We start from the raw sequence: 17,857 nt of genomic DNA on the forward strand, positions 1-17,857 counted from the left end.
ATTCAGGCGTTGGGTATGCAAACCCGCGCCTAGCCATGCGGCCATCCCGAGACAAGCCAAACCCGCATGTTCGCGCGCTTTGCCAAGGGTCTGTTGCCCATTTGCAATGGTGGCTTCGACGGCTTGGTTCGTAAAGCGGCCCTGCCGAAACGATCCCTGCGCCCCCTTACAGCTCGGCGATGCGCTCCGGCCGGGCGGTCACGCGATAATACATCCCCGCCCGGTCGATGTGCATTTCCGCCGCGCCGCGCATGTCCATCGGCACGATGCGCTTCAATATATCCGTGCCGAACCCCTTGCCCTCGACCACGGGCCCGTCGGCTCGCTCGAACCGCTCGCGCCATTCGAACACATGCATGTCGTTCTCGGTCATCCAGCTGAAATCTACCGATCCGCTATCCGCGCCGAGCGCGCCATGCTTGACCGCATTGGTGGCGAGCTCGCCCACCATCAGCGTGACGATGAAGGCGCCGCGCGGCGAGAGCTTGATCCGATCGTCCGTCTGCACGGTGATCCGATGACGGGGCCGCTCCGCGCGGTAGCCGGCCAGCACCTGTTCCACCAGCTCGGTCACGCCCACGCTCTTCCAGTCCTGATCGGCGAGCAGCTGCTGGGTGACCCCGAAGCTGCTGATCTTTTCCTGCAGCTTGCGGATCAATGTCTCCTTGTCCGGCGCATCGCGCCCGATCAGCGAGACCAACGCGCCGATATGCGCGTACATATTGCCCATGCGGTGCTTCAGTTCGGCGTTGACGACCGCCAGATCCTCGATCTCCTGAACCTGCTCGATCTCGACCATCACGCCGCCGGCGAGATCGGCGAGGATCGCGCGCTCGCGCTCGCCCAAGCCAGCGCGCGGCTTGTCGTCGAGCACGCATAAGGTCCCGATGGCGTAGCCCGATTTGGTCACCAGCGGCTGGCCCGCATAGAAGCGGACCCCCATTTCGCCGGTCACCAGCGGATTGTCGGCAAAGCGATCGTCCAAGCGCGCGTCGGGCACGATCATGAGGTCGCGCGGATGGCGGATGGCATGGTCGCAAAAGGCGATGTCGCGGCTGGTTTCGGTGAGATCGGTGCCATGGCGCGCCTTGAAATGCTGGGTGTCGCTATCGATCAGCGAAACAAAGGCGAGCTTCGCGTCGAGCATGTTGGCGGTCAGCCGGGCGATGCGATCGAACCGCTCCTCCTGCCCGCTATCGAGCAGGCCGGTGGCGTAAAGCGCATTGAGGCGCCGCGTTTCGTTCACCTTTTCCGATCCCCGCAGGACGGGCTCGGCGAGCCCGCTTGTCGCCACTCCCATAGCGTGTCCCTCCCATATCATTACGCAGGCCATATGATCAACTGGCCGCAGCTTCACATATGCCAAGTTTCGCGGGTCAGAACGATATTGTTACAACATCATCGTTCGCTCCCGTATCGACATATCGCTACGCCGCTTCGGCGCGGCGCTCGGCCATCTCCTCGTTGAGCATTTCGGCCAGCAGGAACGCCAGTTCGAGCGACTGCGAGGCGTTGAGGCGCGGATCGCAATGGGTGCGGTAGCGATCGGCCAGCATCGCGTCGGTGACTTCGGCCGCGCCGCCGGTGCATTCGGTCACGTTCTGGCCGGTCATCTCGATATGAATGCCCCCGGCATGCGTGCCCTCGGCGCGGTGGACGTCGAAGAAGCCGCGCACCTCGCCCAATATCCGCTCGAACGGCCGCGTCTTGAGGCCGCTCGGGCTCTTCACGACATTGCCGTGCATCGGATCGCACGACCAGATCACCTTGTGCCCCTCGCGCTCCACCGCGCGGATGAGCGGGGTCAGTCCGGCGGCGACCTTGTCGTGACCGAAACGGCTGATCAGCGTGATCCGCCCCGCCTCGCGTCCGGGATTCAGCGTGTCGAGCAGCCGGATCAGGTCGTCGGGCCGCAGGCTCGGCCCGCATTTCATGCCGATCGGATTGGCCAGACCGCGCATGAACTCGACATGCGCCGATCCCGCGAAACGGGTGCGGTCGCCGATCCACAGGAAGTGCGCGGAGGTGTCGTAATAGGCGCCGCCAGCCTGATCGGACCGGGTCAGCGCCTGCTCATAGGGCAGCAGCAGCGCCTCGTGGCTGGTGTAGAACGGCGTCGATTGCAGCTGCGGGATGCGGTCGGGATCGATGCCGCAGGCCGCCATGAAGGCCAGCGCGTCGTCGATCCGGTCGGCCATCTCCTCATAGGCCCTGGCCCATTTGCCCTGCCCCATGAAATCGAGCGTCCACTGGTGGACCTTGGCGAGATTGGCGTAGCCGCCCCCGGCAAAGGCGCGCAGCAGGTTGAGCGTGGCGGCCGCCTGGCTGTAGGCCGAAAGCATGCGCTGCGGATCGGGCTCGCGCGCGCCGGCCTCGAAGCGGATGTCGTTGACGATGTCGCCGCGATAGCTCGGCAGTTCGGCATCGCCCTGCACCTCGGTCGGCGCGGAGCGGGGCTTGGCGAACTGCCCGGCCATGCGGCCCACTTTCACCACCGGCAGCTTGCCGGCATAGGTCAGCACCACCGCCATCTGCAGGATCACGCGAAAGCTGTCGCGGATATTGTCGGGGTGGAATTCGGCGAAGCTCTCGGCGCAGTCGCCGCCCTGCAGCAGGAAACCCTGGCCCGCCTGTACCTTGGCGAGATCGGCCTTGAGCGCGTCGATCTCGCCGGTGAACACCAGCGGCGGATAGCTCGACAGCGACGCCTCGACCGCGGCCAGCGCCGCGCCGTCGCGATAGTCGGGCATCTGGATGCCCTCATGGTCGCGCCAGCTTTGCGGGGTCCAGTTCGTGGTCATCGTCAATTCCCCGGTCGCCGGCAAACGCGCCGGTCCCGGCCTTTTACAGCATGTCGCTGCCTGCGCAAAGCCGGCGGGCCGATAGCATTTCTTTACGAGGGCAAGGGGGAAAGGCGATCGGTGGCGCGTCCGCCCCTCTGCCGCTTGCGGGAGAGGGTCGGTTTCAGCCCTACCCCGCCGTCCCCTTCGGCCTGGGCGTCATACTCGCCTTGCCGCTCGGCGACGCCGCCGGCGCCTTGTCGACCGGCGTGATGGTGCCCGCTTCAGCCGCGTTCGCCGCGCCGTCGCGAATACCGCGATTGGTGGTGAGGTAGGTGGCGAAGCTCGCCAGCCAGTGACCGCCCGAATAATTGTCGCCGCTCACCGCTTTCAGCCCCGCCTCGGCATGCTTGTCCGCGGTGGCGAGCAGCGCGGCGCGGCGCGTATCGCCCTCGGGCAGCGCGCTGGCGATGCCGCGCAGCGCCCAGGCGCGCGACAGGTTGAGCCCGTCGAGATGAACCAGCTTGCCGTCGGTCGGATCGCGCACCTCGCCCACCTTCAGCCAGTCGCTCGATCCGTCGCTCGGAATGCCCGGCAGGAACGCGGTGAGCCATATGCGATAGTCGTCGCGCGGCAGCACGCGGCGCATCAGATCCGCCTCCATCAGGCAGGGCGAGAGGAAGTCCTCGCCCGACGGTTCGTAGCCGATCGGGCAGGCCTCGTCGTCGCCGTAGAACTCGCGCGATTTGTCGCTGACCATCTTGGCCAGGCCCGCATCGCCATGTTCCTGCGCGTAATCGAGCATCAGGCCGAAAGCGAAAGCGGTCTCGTTATGCGTGCCCTCGCGGATCGGGTAGACCAGTTTGGGCATCCAGTCCTTGAGCTCGTTCAGGATGACCGCCTCCAGCGGTTTCAGATGGGCGACCCATGCCGCCGCCTGCTGCCCCTTCGGCCCGCCGCGCTGGGCGATCTCCTCCAGCTCGGCATAGAGCTGCAGAAACCAGGCCATGCCATAGGGCCGCTCGAAGCTGTCGCGGTCGGCGCCCTGGAAATATTTCGTTTCGGCCGCGATATTCTCGGCCGTCAGGCTGCGGTCCAATGCCGCTTGGACATCGCCGTCGAGCCCGCCGAGCCTGCCCAGACCCCATAATCGCGCGAGCAGCCAGTGGCCATGGACCGAGCTGTGCCAGTCGTAGCAGCCATAGAAAGCAGGATGCAGCTGCTGCGGCGAGCGGACGTCGTCGGGACCGTTCAAGACGTGGCTGATCTTGCCGGGATATTGCTTGTTGACGCAGGTCAGCGCGAGCCGGGCGAAGCGCTGCGCCTGCTCATTGCCCCGTCCGCTGGTCATATCGCTCTCCCGAGCCGGAGTCTGTACCGCGCTGGGCTGGTTCGCCGCCGGTTCGGGCTGCTGGTCCTCGCTCGAAAAATCGCAAGCCGCCAGACCCAGCAGCAGCGGCGCGGCGAGATAGATTCTGAAGTTCATGACGCGTCTTTCCGTTCGGCCCGTCCGGCACCCTAGCGCGCCCGGCGCCGTCTTTGAAGCACGCGAATGCGGCAGGAGCGCGACAATCGCCGGCTTAACGCCATTCGCGCGGCGCGTCCCGCGCTGGCACAGGCATGACAAGTGGCGCGCGAAGCCCAGAAAACCGGCCTAAACGGGCGCATGGGCATACAGGGCAATGCGATGAAACCGATTCGACTGCAAAAATTTTCACCGGGTCAATCCGCATCCGCGACGCGCCGGCACAGCATCGGCGCACGCGAGCTCATCATCGCGCTAATCGCCTTTTCGCTGCTCGCCTTCGTGCCCAGCTTCGCGCAGATGAATGCCGACGCCGACGCGCTGGTGCGCGCGGCCGCGGCGCCGCTCGGCGAGGCGGAGAAGCCCGAGACCAACTTCCCCGGCTCCGCTTTCTATTTCATGGACGACACCAGCCTGCCCCGGGCGGCCAATTGGCAGGAACCCACGCTGGACACGCCCGAAGACAGCGCGGGCGCGCTGCCGGTGCTGCCGGCGGGCGCGGCGCGGCCGTTCGCGATCAGGGCCGGCACCACCGATTACAGCCGCGCGCTGCAATGCCTCGCCGACGCGGTCTATTACGAGGCCGCGCTGGAGCCCGATGCGGGCCAGGAGGCGGTGGTGCAGGTGATTCTCAACCGCGTGCGCCATCCCGCCTATCCGAACACCGTCTGCGGCGTGGTCTATCAGGGTTCCGAGCGCTGGAGCGGCTGCCAGTTCAGCTACAGCTGCGACGGATCGATGGCGCGCGGCCGTCAGCCGCTCTACTGGAACCGCGCGCGCGCCGTGGCGGCCAAGGCGCTGAACGGTTCGGTCTACGCCCCCGCCGGTCTCGCCACCCATTATCACACCACCGAGGTGCATCCCTATTGGGCGCCCAGCCTGCATTTTGTCGGCACGATCGGCGCGCATCGCTTCTATCGCTTCCGCGGCCAGGCCGGCACTGCGGATGCCTTTTTCCGCGCCTATGCCGGCGGCGAACCCTTGCCCGGCCCCAAGGCCCGCCTGCCGCGCCCGACCCCGGACGGCGCGTTCCCCGATCCGGTCCAGCTGCAGATGGCCTATGAACGCGAATATGCCGCCGCGCGCGTGCAGGCCGAGTTGCAGGCGGGCAGCCACGCTTCGGCCAGTGCCCCGGCGGGCAGCAACCCGGCCGCGCCCGCATCGCAGGTCTACGCCGCGCCGGATTACGCCCCCGCCGCCAAGGCGCGCGGCGGCGAGCGGGCCTTTGCCGCGGCGGGTCTGCCCGACAGCCGGGTGAAACGGGAATATCAGACCAGCGGCAGCTGGAAGGACCCGGCGATGGCGGCGGGACGCTGAACGCGAGCCTCGGCAAAGGCGATTGGGTCTGTGGCAAACCCGACGTGCCGAAAGTTCCAGAGATACCCTCCCCTTGTTCGGCAAAGCCATCCGGCCCGAGACCCCAGCTTTCGCTGGAGTGACGAACAAGAGATAGTTTGTGAGGTACATCATCGCCTTCGACACGCTCGGCACCAACGGCTGTGGGTCTTGCCGGTGGAGCGCTGCGGGATCAGCCTCAGCCAACGCCGCCCGCCCGCGAACCAACCCGGCCGAAATACCTCTGCGGCCGAACGCGCTCATGCGTCCTCAGGCACCCCGACGGCAAACCCGTTGAGCGTCATCGAGACCATGCAGTAGAGGCCCACCAGATACACCAGCTCGTTCGCCCCGCGCGGGCCGAACAGCGTCACCGCCTGGTCCCAGGCCGGGCGCGGCAGGGTGCCGCCGTTCACCAGCGCATAGGCCACGTCGTAGCCGGCGCTCTCCTCGGCCGAGAGGTCCGCGGGCTTGATGCCGCTGCACAAGGAAGCGAGCCGGGCATCGTCCATGCCCTCCTTCTCGGCCACCGCGATATGGGCGTAAAGCTCGTACGCGGCATCGAACTGCGCGCCGACCACCAGGATCACCACCTGCCGCACCGGCTCGGGAAGGCTGGCCTGCGCGGTCATCGCCTCGGTCAGGTCCCAGATCGCGCGGCCGATCGCCGGTTCGTGCAGCCACGGGTTCCACGGGCCGATCAGCGCGCCCTCGTCCGGCCCGTCCCGCACCATCGTCTGGAACGCGTTGAAATCGGACGCGATGCCCGCCTTCATGTCCTCGTACAGCGGGCGCTGCGCGTCGGTCAGCCGGGCGGGCGGGATGAGGGGCAGGCGCACGTTCGTATCGGTCATCGGGAGGGGCTTTCGTCTTGGGTGGATGCGGGGCCAACGCGGGGGATGCGGGAGCGGTTGCGTAAACGGCCGGCTGTTCGCCAAGGGCCGCTACGGCGCGGAGCCGTTCGATCATGGCCGCAAGGTCGCGGGGCTGGCCCCCGGCTATCCGTCCGAGCAGGGCGATCGCATCGTCCACTGGCTGCACGGCAAACTGCCCGCCAGCGCCTTCATGGGGAGCTGACGCGCGCGCCAGCTTCACACGCTTCACACAGTCCAGGGGAGAATATCCGCCCCCTCCCGGCACACCGCGCCACCGGACCCCGCCCCGCGCCCATCCCCGCACAGCGCGAGCGCCGCCAGAACCCCACGCTTCGCCTCCGGTGTTCGGTCCAAAACGGTGTTTTGGACCGGTTGGCTGGCTGGGAGGCGGCAGGGCACCGATCCGGCGTCCTCCGGAGGCGCGGAGTCTGCGCACGCAGGCAGCGAGGTTCCTGGCGCACCTTGTGTGAGCGGCGCGCCGGAAGGCAACGGAACGGGTTCGACGGGAAGCATGATTCGGTCCTCCGATTGTTCAGCGGACCGACCATATAATGCATGAGAGGGGTTGTAGGACAGAGCGAATGTTGTTGGGTTTGATATGCCCCAAAAAAGCTTTTTAGGCTGCTATCGAAGTATTTTTCAATTCTGCCTTCCAACGAGCATGCTGCAATTCTGCCATGCGACGGCACCTCGGGTCTATTTGAGCTGCTTCGTACAAACGAGAAACAAGCTTCGGATACAATCTCAAACGCTCTTCTCTGCGTGAGGACCTATTGATTGCTGCTAAATCCGACTTAATATTTTTCCATCGGCTGAACGGCAGCTCTAGACCGCGCATCGTTACCATAATTCCTGTAACCGGCTTCGCCGTTGTACCTACAAAAAACTTTGCTTTATGGGCTCGCAAGCCATTCCGCATAATAACTTTTCTAATCTCGTGCAAACACTTAAGTGACGCATTCGAGCCCGAAAGGGTTATATCATCAACATAGCAAGTCATCGTTAGACTGTTTCTAACTGCAATATCCTGAATTTCATCAAACATTCTTCGATGAGCATAATAAGATATTATAGGACTAGACGCACTGCCAGTTGGCAAACGCCCGCGATGACATAGAAGATTAGCCAATAACCCGGCAACATCGGGTGCGCACTTCAAGTCCTCCCTAAAAAACTGGGCGACACGTCCTTGTTCAACTGAAGGAAAAAACTTCTTCACATCGATCTTTATCATCGAAAACGATCCTACGTGAGCACGTGCATTGCTCACATAGGACCGTCCCTTAACGTGTGAATGTAGATAGTCAGGTGTTTCCACACGCATTAAGTACCGATGCATTTGACGATGTAGCGCTTGCAGTGGAGGAGGTGGCTCCTCCACCATTCGGGATGACCCTTTCAAGCGAAATACGCGATATTGGGCACTCTTAGCTAACTTTTCGAGCTTTTCTCTTTTCCATCCAATTCTTTGAGCAAGAATGTTGGGCGAACCAATCCGATAGAGATGACACCTCTCAAGGGGTAAGCGCTCTTTTTTGATGACTTTCATCATTTACCTCAGATTCTTCAGCAATCCATTCAAGCATTTTTAGGGTTTTATCGGCAACAAATGCCCTTGCACCCTCAATGCGATCACCACTTGAACGCTCTGCAAAAAATAAAATCGACGAAAGCGGAATTCCAAATTCAGAAGAATATCGCGTTAAAATATCTAAACTCGGATCTTTACGACCGTTTTCTAATTCGCTGACATAAGATGGTGAGATATCTATCAGTTTCGATAACTCTTTTTGATTTAAGCGATGATATTGACGCATCAATTTTAGTGCTCGGCTATACATCCTTTTTCTCCTTCCAAATGGAAAGATTAAAGGGGGATTAGCTCCAAATATCCCAAAACTTTGCGCCAAGCCGATAGAGACGAAAGCAGAAAACTGCCCCCGAAATAACCGCCTTAAACACTTTGGGAACCATCAACCGCCGACGAACCGGCTCTGTTTCTGGCTTTCCTAAAGCTCGTTCCTTCTCAGCACTCGATGTGTCAGTCTCTGACATAATATTGCTCCTTGTGTTCACCGTTCGCAGAATTGCTTACGGCACCGCACAAACGTCGGAGCACAACTTGAGAAGTCCCATCCCCCCAAACCTTAGCGCCCGGCCGCACCGGGCGCCCTTATCGCGGGCGTGGGCGGTCTCCGGAGAGGGGGCCCCTACCTTGCTGATAAGTATGAGGACCTTTCGGTCCCACAGGGGATTGCTCCCCCCAAGTTCAGCGGCGTGTTGCTTTCATCAAGCGCCGCATCCTCATTAGGGCTATATTCGCGCGAGGTCAAGTGAAACTCGCACACAGCGAACTTTATTCGTTTTTTCAAAGATACATTTCATGATGAGCGGATAGCGCCACCGGGTCTTAACTTCGTCACGCGTCTTTGGGCACCCCCACCGCAAACCCGTTCAGCGTTATCGAGACCATGCAGTACAGGCCGACGAGGTACACCATTTCGTTCGCGCCATGCTGGCCGAACAGAGTCACCGCCTGGTCCCAGGCCGGGCGGGGCAGAGTGCCGCCGTTCACCAGCGCCCGCCGATATCCTTGATCGCTTTCAGCAGGGCGCGCTTGCTGGCGGTGCGGTTTTTTCCGCTGTTGCGCGGCAGATCGGTGATGCCGGTCTCGGCGCGTCGGCGCGCGAGATTCTCCGCAAAACGCACGAAATCGATGCGTCGACCGGGCCAGCTTTCATCGTTTCTGGAGAGCTTCGATGCCATGATCGCCCATCGTTTCTTCGTGGATACGTCTATCAAGATAGTCCAGATCGAGTTCCGGATGAAGCGCAAATAGGGCGCGTGCCTGATCCAGTCGATCCGCCGCAGTGCCGGAAGTATATTGGCCCATGCGATCGGCAATCAAATCTTCGACCGAAACGATCACGAATGCATCACCGACTGCGAAATAGTCGACCAGTGCCAACCGGTCTTTGGCGATATTGCCGTCCATTGGAACGGAGCCGACGATCTCAAAGCCAAGTTTTAGATTGGGGTGTATCCAGCCGCGCGTGAGTTTGCCCGGACCCGATGGCCGGACGAATCCGTGGCGCTGCATTTCTTCTTCCAGTTCGACCTGTATGGGCGAACAGAGATCGAAGTCCCCGGTCATCATCGCACTGGCGGAATAGAATTCGACCGCCGCGCCACCAACCAGCACCGGCCGGGACAGGCCCCGCATTGCCATCGCCTCACTGATGCGGGCGAACAAGCGCAGGGCCGCCTCGAACTCTGGCCGATAGATGCTCATCTCCCCAGCATCGCCTCCAGATACGCCCCCGTGAAACTCCCCTCCTCCTTGGCCACCTGCTCCGGCGCGCCTTCGGCGACCACCTCGCCGCCGTTGACGCCGCCGAGCGGGCCCATGTCGATGATCCAGTCGGCGGTCTTGATGACGTCCAGATTGTGCTCGATCACGACCACGCTGTTGCCCTGTTCGACCAGGCGGTGGAGCACTTCCAATAGCTTGCGGACATCCTCGAAATGTAGCCCGGTGGTGGGTTCGTCGAGGATGTAGAGCGTCTGGCCGGTGCTGCGGCGGGCGAGTTCCTTGGCGAGCTTGACGCGCTGCGCCTCGCCGCCGGACAGGGTGGTCGCCTGCTGGCCGACCTTGATATAGCCCAGGCCGACCTCGAACAGCATGGCCATGCGCTCGCGGATCGGGGGGACGGCCTTGAAGAATTCGACCGCGTCTTCCACCGTCATGTCGAGCACGTCGGCGATGCTGTGGCCCTTGAACTTCACCTCCAGCGTCTCGCGGTTGTAGCGTTTGCCGTGGCACACCTCGCATTCCACGTACACGTCCGGCAGGAAGTGCATCTCGATCTTGATGACGCCGTCGCCCTTGCACGCCTCGCACCGGCCGCCCTTGACGTTGAAGCTGAAGCGGCCCGGCGCATAGCCGCGCGCCTTGCTTTCGGGCAGGTTCGCGAACCAGTCGCGGATGTTGGTGAAAGCGCCGGTATAGGTGGCGGGGTTGGAGCGCGGGGTGCGGCCGATCGGCGACTGGTCGATGTCGATGACCTTGTCGAGATGCTGCAGACCGGTGACCTTTTGATGCGGGCCGGCGATCACGCGCGCGCCGTTGAGCGTGCGCGCGGCGCTGGCGTAGAGCGTGTCGATGGTGAAGCTGGACTTGCCCGAGCCGGAGACGCCGGTGATGCAGGTGAACGTGCCGAGCGGGATAGACGCGGTGACGTCCTTCAGATTGTTGGCGGTGGCGCCGTGGAGGGTGAGTTTCTTGCCGTTGCCTTTGCGGCGCTTCTTCGGGATCTCGATTTCGCGCTTGCCCGTCAGATAGTCCGCGGTGAGCGAACCCTTGGCCTTCAGGATATCCTTCAGCGTGCCGCGCGCGACCACCTCGCCGCCATGCACGCCCGCGCCCGGCCCCATGTCGACGACATAGTCCGCCGTGCGGATCGCGTCCTCGTCATGCTCGACGACGATGACGGTGTTGCCGAGATCGCGGAGGCGTTTCAGCGTTTCGAGCAGCCGGTCGTTGTCGCGCTGGTGCAGGCCGATCGAGGGCTCGTCGAGGACGTAGAGCACGCCCGACAGGCCGCTGCCGATCTGGCTGGCGAGACGGATGCGCTGGCTCTCGCCGCCCGACAGCGTCCCCGACGTTCGGTCGAGGTTGAGATAGTCGAGCCCGACATTGTTGAGGAAGCCGAGGCGCTCGACGATCTCCTTGAGGATGGCCTTGGCGATCTGGCTTTGCTGCGCGGTAAGATGCTGATCGAGCGCGGAAAACCACTCCAGCGCGTCGACCACGGAGCGGCGGGTGGAGATGCTGATATCCTCGCCCGCGATCTTCACCGCCAGCGGCTCGGGCCGCAGGCGCGCGCCGTGGCAGGTCTCGCAGGGCTGCGCTGTCTGGAACTTGCTGAGCTCCTCGCGCATCCAGGCGCTTTCGGTCTGGATCAGGCGGCGGTTGAGGTTGCCGATCACGCCCTCGAACGGCTTTTCGACGCTATATTGCTTGCGGCCATCTTTAAAGGTGAGCTTGACCTTTTTGCCCTTGGTCCCCTGGAGAATGACGGCTTGCGCCTCGTCGCCCAAATCCTGCCACGGCGTCTCGAGATCGAAATCATAGGCCGCGGCGAGGCTGCCCAGCACCTGCATATAATAGGGGCTGGGCGGGTTGGACTTGGCCCAGGGCACCACCGCGCCCTTCTTGAGCGTCAGCAGCTCGTTGGGCACCACCAGCTGCGGATCGAACTCCTGCCGCTCGCCCAGGCCATCGCAGGCGGGGCAGGCGCCCTGCGGCGCGTTGAAGCTGAACAATCGCGGCTCGATCTCCGGGATGGTGAAGCCGCTGACGGGGCAGGCGAATTTTTCGGAGAACACGATGCGGTTGTCGGGCACGCCGGTGCCTTTCATGCCACTAGCCCTCTCTCCTTCAGGGGAGAGGGTTGGGAGAGGGGCAAGAGCCTTGGGTTTGCCGGACGGCCCCTCCCCCGAAGGGGGGGGGGACTGGAGAAGCGCCTCCTCCACGGTCCCATCCGCCAAGTCCACATAGGCCAGCCCCTCGGCCAATCGCAGCGCGGTCTCGAACGAATCCGCCAGCCGCGCCTCCTGGCCGTTTCGCACCACCAGCCGGTCGACCACCACCTCGATATCGTGCTTGTATTTCTTGTCGAGCGCCGGCGCTTCCTCGATCTCGTGGAATTCGCCGTCCACGCGCACCCGCGTAAAGCCGGCCTTGCGCCATTCCAGCAGCTCCTTGCGATATTCGCCCTTGCGCCCGCGCACCACCGGGGCGAGCAGGTAGAAGCGCGTGCCTTCCTTCAGCGCCATCACGCGGTCGACCATCTGGCTGACCGTCTGCGCGGCGATCGGCTCGCCGGTGGCGGGGCTGTAGGGCACGCCGACCCGCGCCCAGAGCAGGCGCATGTAATCGTAGATCTCGGTGACGGTGGCGACGGTCGAGCGCGGGTTCCGGCTCGTCGTCTTCTGCTCGATCGAGATGGCGGGGGAGAGGCCGTCGATATGCTCGACATCGGGCTTCTGCATCATCTCCAGGAACTGGCGCGCATAGGCGGAGAGGCTCTCCACATAGCGCCGCTGCCCCTCGGCATAGATGGTGTCGAACGCCAGCGAGCTCTTGCCGGAGCCCGACAGGCCGGTGATGACGATCAGCCGGTCGCGCGGCAGATCGACGTCGACGCCCTTGAGGTTGTGCTCGCGCGCGCCGCGCACGGAAATATGGGTAAGGCTCATGGGAGACGTCTGTTCCAGATTTGTTCTATAAGGGCAAGGCGGGAGATGCCGGTGACGAACGCTAGATTGGGCCTGGGTGGCGGTTGCGCAACGGTGCGCGCGCCCTAGCCTTGCCGGAAACTTCGGAACCCGGCCGGAGGCGGTCGGTTCGACCGGCATGAAAGCTCTGCTCGCCTGCTCCTCCATCCTCCTCGCCGCCTGCTCGGGCCGGCAGGGGGCCGCCGATGCGCCGGATGCCAGCGCCGCCGATGATGCGATGGCGACGAGCCGAGCCGGCGGCGGCGCAGCGTCCATGGATCAGGCGGATCCTGCGATGGAGAACAGCCCGCACGTCGGCAGCGCTTCTCCGACGGCCGCAAGTCCGGCGACGGTCCCCGCGACTTCCGCGACCACCGCCGCGTCCGGGAATATCGGCAGCAGCATCCCGGCGCGCTATCATGGCGACTGGGCGCTCAAACGCGAGGATTGCGATGCGCAGACCGATTTTTACGCGGTCCATATCTCGGCGGACCGCATCGGTTTTTTCGAAACGTCCGGCGATGTGCAGCGCGTCGAGACCGACGGACGCTATGCGGCGATCGGCCTGGCCGAGACCATCGGCGAGGGCGTGGACCGCTACACGCTCTATCTCGCGCTCCAGCCCGACGGTCGCCTGCGCACGCGGCGCGGCGCGGACGGCGAGGCCAAGCTATATGTGGAATGTGCCGCCAGCTAAGCGTTGCCGCCCGTGCTGATGCGTTCCGACCAGTCGAAGTCAGTCGGGACGTTTCAGCCGAATATGCATTGTCATCGCTTCAAGCTGAGTTTACCTACGGCGCGGCTAAAGTGGGACAAGCCGAACCAGTTTCGGATCAAGCAACAGGACGACCAACCATGAAAAAGATTCTTTTGGCACTCAGCCTCACCTCCCTTTCCCTCAGCGCCTGCGCGCGCGAAGCCGAGGATAAGGTCGAAGACGCGGTCGACGACCGCGCCGATACGCTAGACGCCCAGGGCGATGCCATGGAAGCCAAGGGCGACGAGATGAACGATCCGATGATGCAGGCCGAGGGCGAGCAGATGCAGGACAAGGCCGACCAGATGGAATCGCAGGCCGACGACATCGGCGACAAGGTCGAGGACGGCCAGATGGATATGAGCGACGCCATGCCCGCCAAGCAATAGGCGGTTATGTACTTTTGCTAACCCAGTCGGATGGAAATTCAGAAACGGCGTAGCTGCGCCTTTCTTTGTACGTCATGCCGGCTTTGTTCGTCATGCCGGCTTTGTACGTCATGCCAGCTTTGTTCATCATGCCAGCTTTGTTCGTCATGCCAGCGAAAGCTGGCATCTCAGGCTTCATGGCGATCCCGCCCGAGACCCCAGCTTTCGCTGGGGTGACGAACAAATGAAACGCGTGTGCAAGGTACGTAAAAGTTGCAACGCGTCTCCGACTTTTGGCACAAGCACTGTGAACGATCGTTCATAAATATACGATCTTCCTTTCCGTCATCTCTGTTTTCATAAACTATATATCGTTATTGTCGGTTATTCCTAAGGCTGGATACTTGATCGCGCTACTATTCGTGAGTGGCGTGTTCAGGAGTTCCGTAATGAAAAATTTCGACAGATCGCGTGCGATCAAGACGTTGAGTTGTGCGTCGGCCGCCGCGTTGACCGCGGCCTTGGCCTTTCCCACCGCCGCGCAGGCGCAAGCCGAACCGGTGGTCGGCCTATGTTCAGGCGTCAGCCTGCCGCCCTCGGTGGTAACCGGCATTCTCGGCCCGGTGGTGGAAGGCACGGTCGATCCGTTGCAGGCCGCTATCAACGGTCTGATCGGACCGGCTCCGCTTCCAGGCTTGCCGGGCCCGCTGCCGCTGGACATCGACGTCGCCGGGCTGCTCGCCAATGCCGCGGCGGGCGAACCGGTCACCCTCCAGGTGATCGACAGCGACGGCAACCTCGTCGCGCCCACCGACGCTTGCAACGCCAGCGCGGACAGCTTCGCGCTCGACGCGGAAGGCGGCATCGCCATCGGCGGCAACCGGATCAGCGGTCTGGGCGCGAACGGCAACGGCGCCGTGGCCGCCGATATCGACGCGATCGCGTTCGGCAACGGCGCGACCGCCGCGCCGGGGGCGACCGCCAGCATTGCGATCGGCAGCGGGGCGGGCGTGACCGCGCCCAACAGCGTGGCGCTGGGCGCCGGCTCGACGGCGGACCGCGGACCGCAGGCGGGCTATGCCGCGCTCGGGCTGGACGGACCGCAGGATTCGGCGGGCGAGTTCTCGGTCGGCGCGCCCGGCGCGGCGCGGCAGATCACCAATGTCGCGCCCGGTACCGCCGTCAGCGATGCCGCCACGGTTGGGCAAGTGCAGGGCGTCGCCGACGATCTCGCCGCGCTGGACGCGCTGGCCGTGCAATATGACGATGCGAGCCTGGCCAGCATTGCTTTGGGCGGGGCCGACGGCACCACGATCGGCAATGTCGCCGACGGCGCGGTGACCGCGGACTCCACCGAGGCGGTCAACGGCTCGCAGCTGTTCGACACCAACCAGGCGGTGGCGGGCAACACCGCCGCGATCGCCGGGCTGGACGGGCGCGTGACGGCCAATAGCGACGCGATCGACGGACTGGATGGTCGCGTCACCGCCAATACCGGCGCGATCGCCGGTCTCGATGGCCGCGTGACGGCGACCGAAGGCGCGGTAGCGGCCAACACTGGCGCGATCGACGGGCTGGATGATCGCGTGACGGCGACCGAAGGCGCGCTGGCATCCAATATGGACGCGATCGATGGTCTGGACGGACGCGTGACGGCGACCGAGGGCGCGGTGGCGGACAACGGGGCGGCGATCACCGATCTCGACGGCCGCGTGACGTTCAACAGCGCCGAAATCGCCGATCTGCAGGACCGGGTCGGCGATATCGGGCCGCAGGCGGTGGAATATGTCAGCGACGGCGATCCCACGTTGCCCAGTCCGGTGCGGACCAACAGCACCCGCCTCGCGGGCGCCACGGACGGTCCGGTCCGGCTCGGCAACGTCGCCGAAGCGGTTCGCTCGACCGATGCGGTGAACCTGGGGCAATTGCAGCGCGGTCTCGATTCCAGCCTGTCCGAGGCCAAGCTCTACACCGACACGCGCTTCGCGGAGCTCGATTTCGATCTCGGCGAGCTGCGGGAGGATCTGTCGGCCGGCACCGCCGGAGCGCTGGCGGTGGCCGGATTGCCGCAGGCGTTCACGCCGGGCAAGGCCATGATCAGCATGGGCGTAGGCCATTATCGCGGCGAATCCGCCGTCGCGCTCGGCGCTTCCAGCACATTCGGCGAAGGCGACGGCGTGGTGCGCGTCGGTGCCAGCCTCGACACTCGGGGCTATGCGGGCGTGAACGGCGGGATCGGCATCCAGTTCTGAACCGCGCGAGCGTGAAACTTAAACAGGGGGCGGCCGGATGGTCGCCCCCTGTTTTCGTCCAAGGACGCGGCGCAGCCAGCGGCGCAGCGCGACCAGCGCCCAGATGGTAAGGCCGAGCAGCAGCAGCGCGATGATCGCCGCCGCCACCGGATTGGCGAACATCAGCAGCAGCAGCCCGCCCGCGGCGATATCTTCGCCGGTCGAGACGGCGACGTTGCTGAACGGTTCGGGGCTGACGTTCACCGCGGCGCGGGTGGTGGCCTTGGCGGCATGGCCGGCGAAAGCCGCACCGCCGCCGGCGAGGAAGGCGACGATCTGCCAGGCGGGGTCGCCCGTATCGACCACGGCCATCGCCAGCAGCGCGCCGCCGAGCGGGCGGACGACGCTGTGCACCGCGTCCCAGACGCTGTCGACGAAAGCGACCTTGTCGGCCAGGAATTCGGCGATCGCACCGAGCGCGGCGATGCCGATTACCCAGGGGTTGGCGAGTGCGGTGAGGAATTCCAGATGGTCGGGCAAGGCGATCCAGCCGGTGCGCATGGCGACCCCCGTGGCGAACACGGTGAGATAGAGCCGCCACCCCGACAGCAGGCTGACGCTGGCGGCCAGGCTGAGCAGTTCGACGATTCCCATGGGCCGGTCTCCTTTTCCGTCGCTCGGCGATAGACGGTTCGCGCGGCTTTGGCGATGACATCGGAGCGCCGATCGGTCGGAATTGGCGTTCCCATTTCATTCCCGTGCTTCGTCATCGCGAGCGCAGGGCGCAATAACGAGAGTAGCAATGTTCACGGACCCATCGTAACCAGACGGGGATATCATCCAAGGATGGGCTTCATGGGAAGTCGCCATTCGAGCGGATCGGAGGCGGAAGATATGCACGGCATGAAGATGCGCTATCGCCCGATCCTATTGCTGACGATGGCGCTGCTGAGCGGCTGCGATGCCGCGCCGGAACCCGATTCCGCGCCGCGCTCGACCGGACCGGTCGAAAGGGTGCCGGGCTCTCCCTCCCCGATCGACGATGGTTCGATAGGTGGCGTTAACGCTGCGGAGCCGCGCGCCGAGCCGGTGATTTCAGAGCCGTTTCGCGGCCGCTGGGCGATGACTCCGGCGGACTGCCGCGCCGGGTCCGCCGAGGAATCGCGGCTGGGGCGGATCATCGTCGGCGCGTCGGAAATCCAGTTCGTCCACGCCAGTGGCGAACCGCTGTCGGTCATGCGGCGCGGCGACGCGGCGATCGCGGTGCGCCTGCTGGTCACCCGCAACGAGTCTAGCGTGGAGCGAACCGACCGGCTGACGATCGATCCCGACGGCACCACGCTGCGCTATCGGCTCGGCGACGAGGATTTGACCTATCATCGTTGCCCGATTGTAGGTCCCGACCCCAGCCGAGGAGATGAGGGACCTTACCGACCCACCCGTCGATCCGCGCCTCTGCGCGCCTCAGATCCGCCGGTCCCTGGCTTGCCTGTCATGTTTCCGTTTGAACAAAAAAAGCGATTCTGTGCTTTCCAAACCCTGTCGGATGGAAATTCAAGAACGGCACAGCTCCGCCTTTCTTTGTACGTCATGCCAGCGAAAGCTGGCATCTCAGGCCTCATGGCGATCCCGCCCGAGACCCCAGCTTTCGCTGGGGTGACGAAAAAATGAAACGGGTGTGCAAAGCACATAATCGCCAAAAAAAAA

The 17,857-nt window shown here is 63.9% G+C and carries 18 protein-coding genes; 6 read left to right on the top strand and 12 right to left on the bottom strand.

What is annotated here, in order from left to right:
- Positions 1-166 precede the first annotated feature (166 nt).
- The 3 genes from ACOQPC_RS09680 to ACOQPC_RS09690 form a co-directional block, all read right to left on the bottom strand.
- On the bottom strand, positions 167-1,300 hold the full coding sequence (locus tag ACOQPC_RS09680) for a GAF domain-containing protein (RefSeq protein WP_420605529.1): 1,134 nt from the start codon (positions 1,298-1,300) through the stop codon (positions 167-169).
- Between the two features lie 127 nt (positions 1,301-1,427).
- On the bottom strand, positions 1,428-2,801 hold the full coding sequence (locus ACOQPC_RS09685; RefSeq protein WP_420605530.1) for a class II 3-deoxy-7-phosphoheptulonate synthase: 1,374 nt from the start codon (positions 2,799-2,801) through the stop codon (positions 1,428-1,430).
- A 169-nt stretch (positions 2,802-2,970) separates the two neighbouring features.
- On the bottom strand, positions 2,971-4,266 hold the full coding sequence (locus tag ACOQPC_RS09690) for a DUF2891 domain-containing protein (RefSeq protein WP_420605531.1): 1,296 nt from the start codon (positions 4,264-4,266) through the stop codon (positions 2,971-2,973).
- 201 nt (positions 4,267-4,467) lie between these two features.
- On the opposite strand from ACOQPC_RS09690, the gene ACOQPC_RS09695 reads away from it, so the two are divergent.
- The gene (locus tag ACOQPC_RS09695) at positions 4,468-5,622 is read left to right on the top strand and encodes a cell wall hydrolase (RefSeq protein WP_420605532.1); all 1,155 of its coding nucleotides are present in this window, start codon (positions 4,468-4,470) and stop codon (positions 5,620-5,622) included.
- Between the two features lie 278 nt (positions 5,623-5,900).
- Here ACOQPC_RS09695 and ACOQPC_RS09700 read toward each other — a convergent pair whose 3' ends face one another.
- Complete coding sequence (locus ACOQPC_RS09700) at positions 5,901-6,494, bottom strand: carboxymuconolactone decarboxylase family protein (RefSeq protein ID WP_420605533.1); 594 nt, start codon at positions 6,492-6,494, stop codon at positions 5,901-5,903.
- Positions 6,495-6,519: 25 nt separating this feature from the next.
- Here ACOQPC_RS09700 and ACOQPC_RS09705 point away from each other — a divergent pair, with 25 nt between their 5' ends.
- Positions 6,520-6,717, top strand: a complete 198-nt coding sequence (locus ACOQPC_RS09705) for a hypothetical protein (protein ID WP_420605534.1) — start codon at positions 6,520-6,522, stop codon at positions 6,715-6,717.
- A gap of 414 nt (positions 6,718-7,131) precedes the next feature.
- Here the strand turns inward: ACOQPC_RS09705 and ACOQPC_RS09710 are convergent, their stop codons facing one another.
- The 6 genes from ACOQPC_RS09710 to uvrA all read right to left on the bottom strand — a co-directional run bounded on the left by ACOQPC_RS09710 (position 7,132) and on the right by uvrA (position 12,776).
- A complete protein-coding gene (locus tag ACOQPC_RS09710) occupies positions 7,132-8,067 on the bottom strand; it encodes a reverse transcriptase family protein (RefSeq protein ID WP_420605535.1) in 936 nt (311 codons plus the stop codon).
- On the bottom strand, positions 8,030-8,356 hold the full coding sequence (locus ACOQPC_RS09715) for a helix-turn-helix transcriptional regulator (protein ID WP_420605536.1): 327 nt from the start codon (positions 8,354-8,356) through the stop codon (positions 8,030-8,032). The genes ACOQPC_RS09710 and ACOQPC_RS09715 overlap by 38 nt, the downstream gene beginning before the upstream one ends.
- Before the next feature lie 578 nt (positions 8,357-8,934).
- On the bottom strand, positions 8,935-9,090 hold the full coding sequence (locus ACOQPC_RS09720) for a hypothetical protein (RefSeq protein ID WP_420605537.1): 156 nt from the start codon (positions 9,088-9,090) through the stop codon (positions 8,935-8,937).
- The gene (locus tag ACOQPC_RS09725) at positions 9,087-9,281 is read right to left on the bottom strand and encodes a hypothetical protein (protein WP_420605538.1); all 195 of its coding nucleotides are present in this window, start codon (positions 9,279-9,281) and stop codon (positions 9,087-9,089) included. Before ACOQPC_RS09725 ends, ACOQPC_RS09720 begins: the two co-directional genes overlap by 4 nt.
- On the bottom strand, positions 9,253-9,807 hold the full coding sequence (locus ACOQPC_RS09730) for a hypothetical protein (RefSeq protein WP_420605539.1): 555 nt from the start codon (positions 9,805-9,807) through the stop codon (positions 9,253-9,255). The genes ACOQPC_RS09725 and ACOQPC_RS09730 overlap by 29 nt, the downstream gene beginning before the upstream one ends.
- A complete protein-coding gene (uvrA, locus tag ACOQPC_RS09735; RefSeq protein WP_420605540.1) occupies positions 9,804-12,776 on the bottom strand; it encodes an excinuclease ABC subunit UvrA in 2,973 nt (990 codons plus the stop codon). Before uvrA ends, ACOQPC_RS09730 begins: the two co-directional genes overlap by 4 nt.
- A 157-nt stretch (positions 12,777-12,933) precedes the next feature.
- Between uvrA and ACOQPC_RS09740 the strand changes: the two genes are divergently transcribed.
- Entirely contained in the window at positions 12,934-13,491 is a 558-nt protein-coding gene (locus ACOQPC_RS09740; protein ID WP_420605541.1) for a hypothetical protein, read from the top strand.
- 158 nt (positions 13,492-13,649) lie between these two features.
- Positions 13,650-13,940, top strand: coding sequence for a hypothetical protein (locus ACOQPC_RS09745; protein ID WP_420605542.1), 291 nt, complete (start codon positions 13,650-13,652; stop codon positions 13,938-13,940).
- A 4-nt stretch (positions 13,941-13,944) separates the two neighbouring features.
- Here ACOQPC_RS09745 and ACOQPC_RS09750 read toward each other — a convergent pair whose 3' ends face one another.
- Entirely contained in the window at positions 13,945-14,118 is a 174-nt protein-coding gene (locus ACOQPC_RS09750; RefSeq protein WP_420605543.1) for a hypothetical protein, read from the bottom strand.
- A 250-nt stretch (positions 14,119-14,368) separates the two neighbouring features.
- On the opposite strand from ACOQPC_RS09750, the gene ACOQPC_RS09755 reads away from it, so the two are divergent.
- Positions 14,369-16,171: a YadA family autotransporter adhesin gene (locus ACOQPC_RS09755; protein ID WP_420605544.1), complete on the top strand. Its 1,803-nt coding sequence runs from the start codon at positions 14,369-14,371 to the stop codon at positions 16,169-16,171.
- Between the two features lie 18 nt (positions 16,172-16,189).
- On the opposite strand, the gene ACOQPC_RS09760 is transcribed toward ACOQPC_RS09755, so the two are convergent.
- Complete coding sequence (locus tag ACOQPC_RS09760) at positions 16,190-16,804, bottom strand: DUF4126 domain-containing protein (RefSeq protein ID WP_420605545.1); 615 nt, start codon at positions 16,802-16,804, stop codon at positions 16,190-16,192.
- Between the two features lie 201 nt (positions 16,805-17,005).
- On the opposite strand from ACOQPC_RS09760, the gene ACOQPC_RS09765 reads away from it, so the two are divergent.
- The gene (locus ACOQPC_RS09765) at positions 17,006-17,821 is read left to right on the top strand and encodes a hypothetical protein (protein WP_420605546.1); all 816 of its coding nucleotides are present in this window, start codon (positions 17,006-17,008) and stop codon (positions 17,819-17,821) included.
- Positions 17,822-17,857 lie beyond the last annotated feature (36 nt).

The organism is Novosphingopyxis sp., assembly GCF_965218915.1.
In the GTDB taxonomy this organism is placed as follows: Bacteria; Pseudomonadota; Alphaproteobacteria; order Sphingomonadales; family Sphingomonadaceae; genus Novosphingopyxis.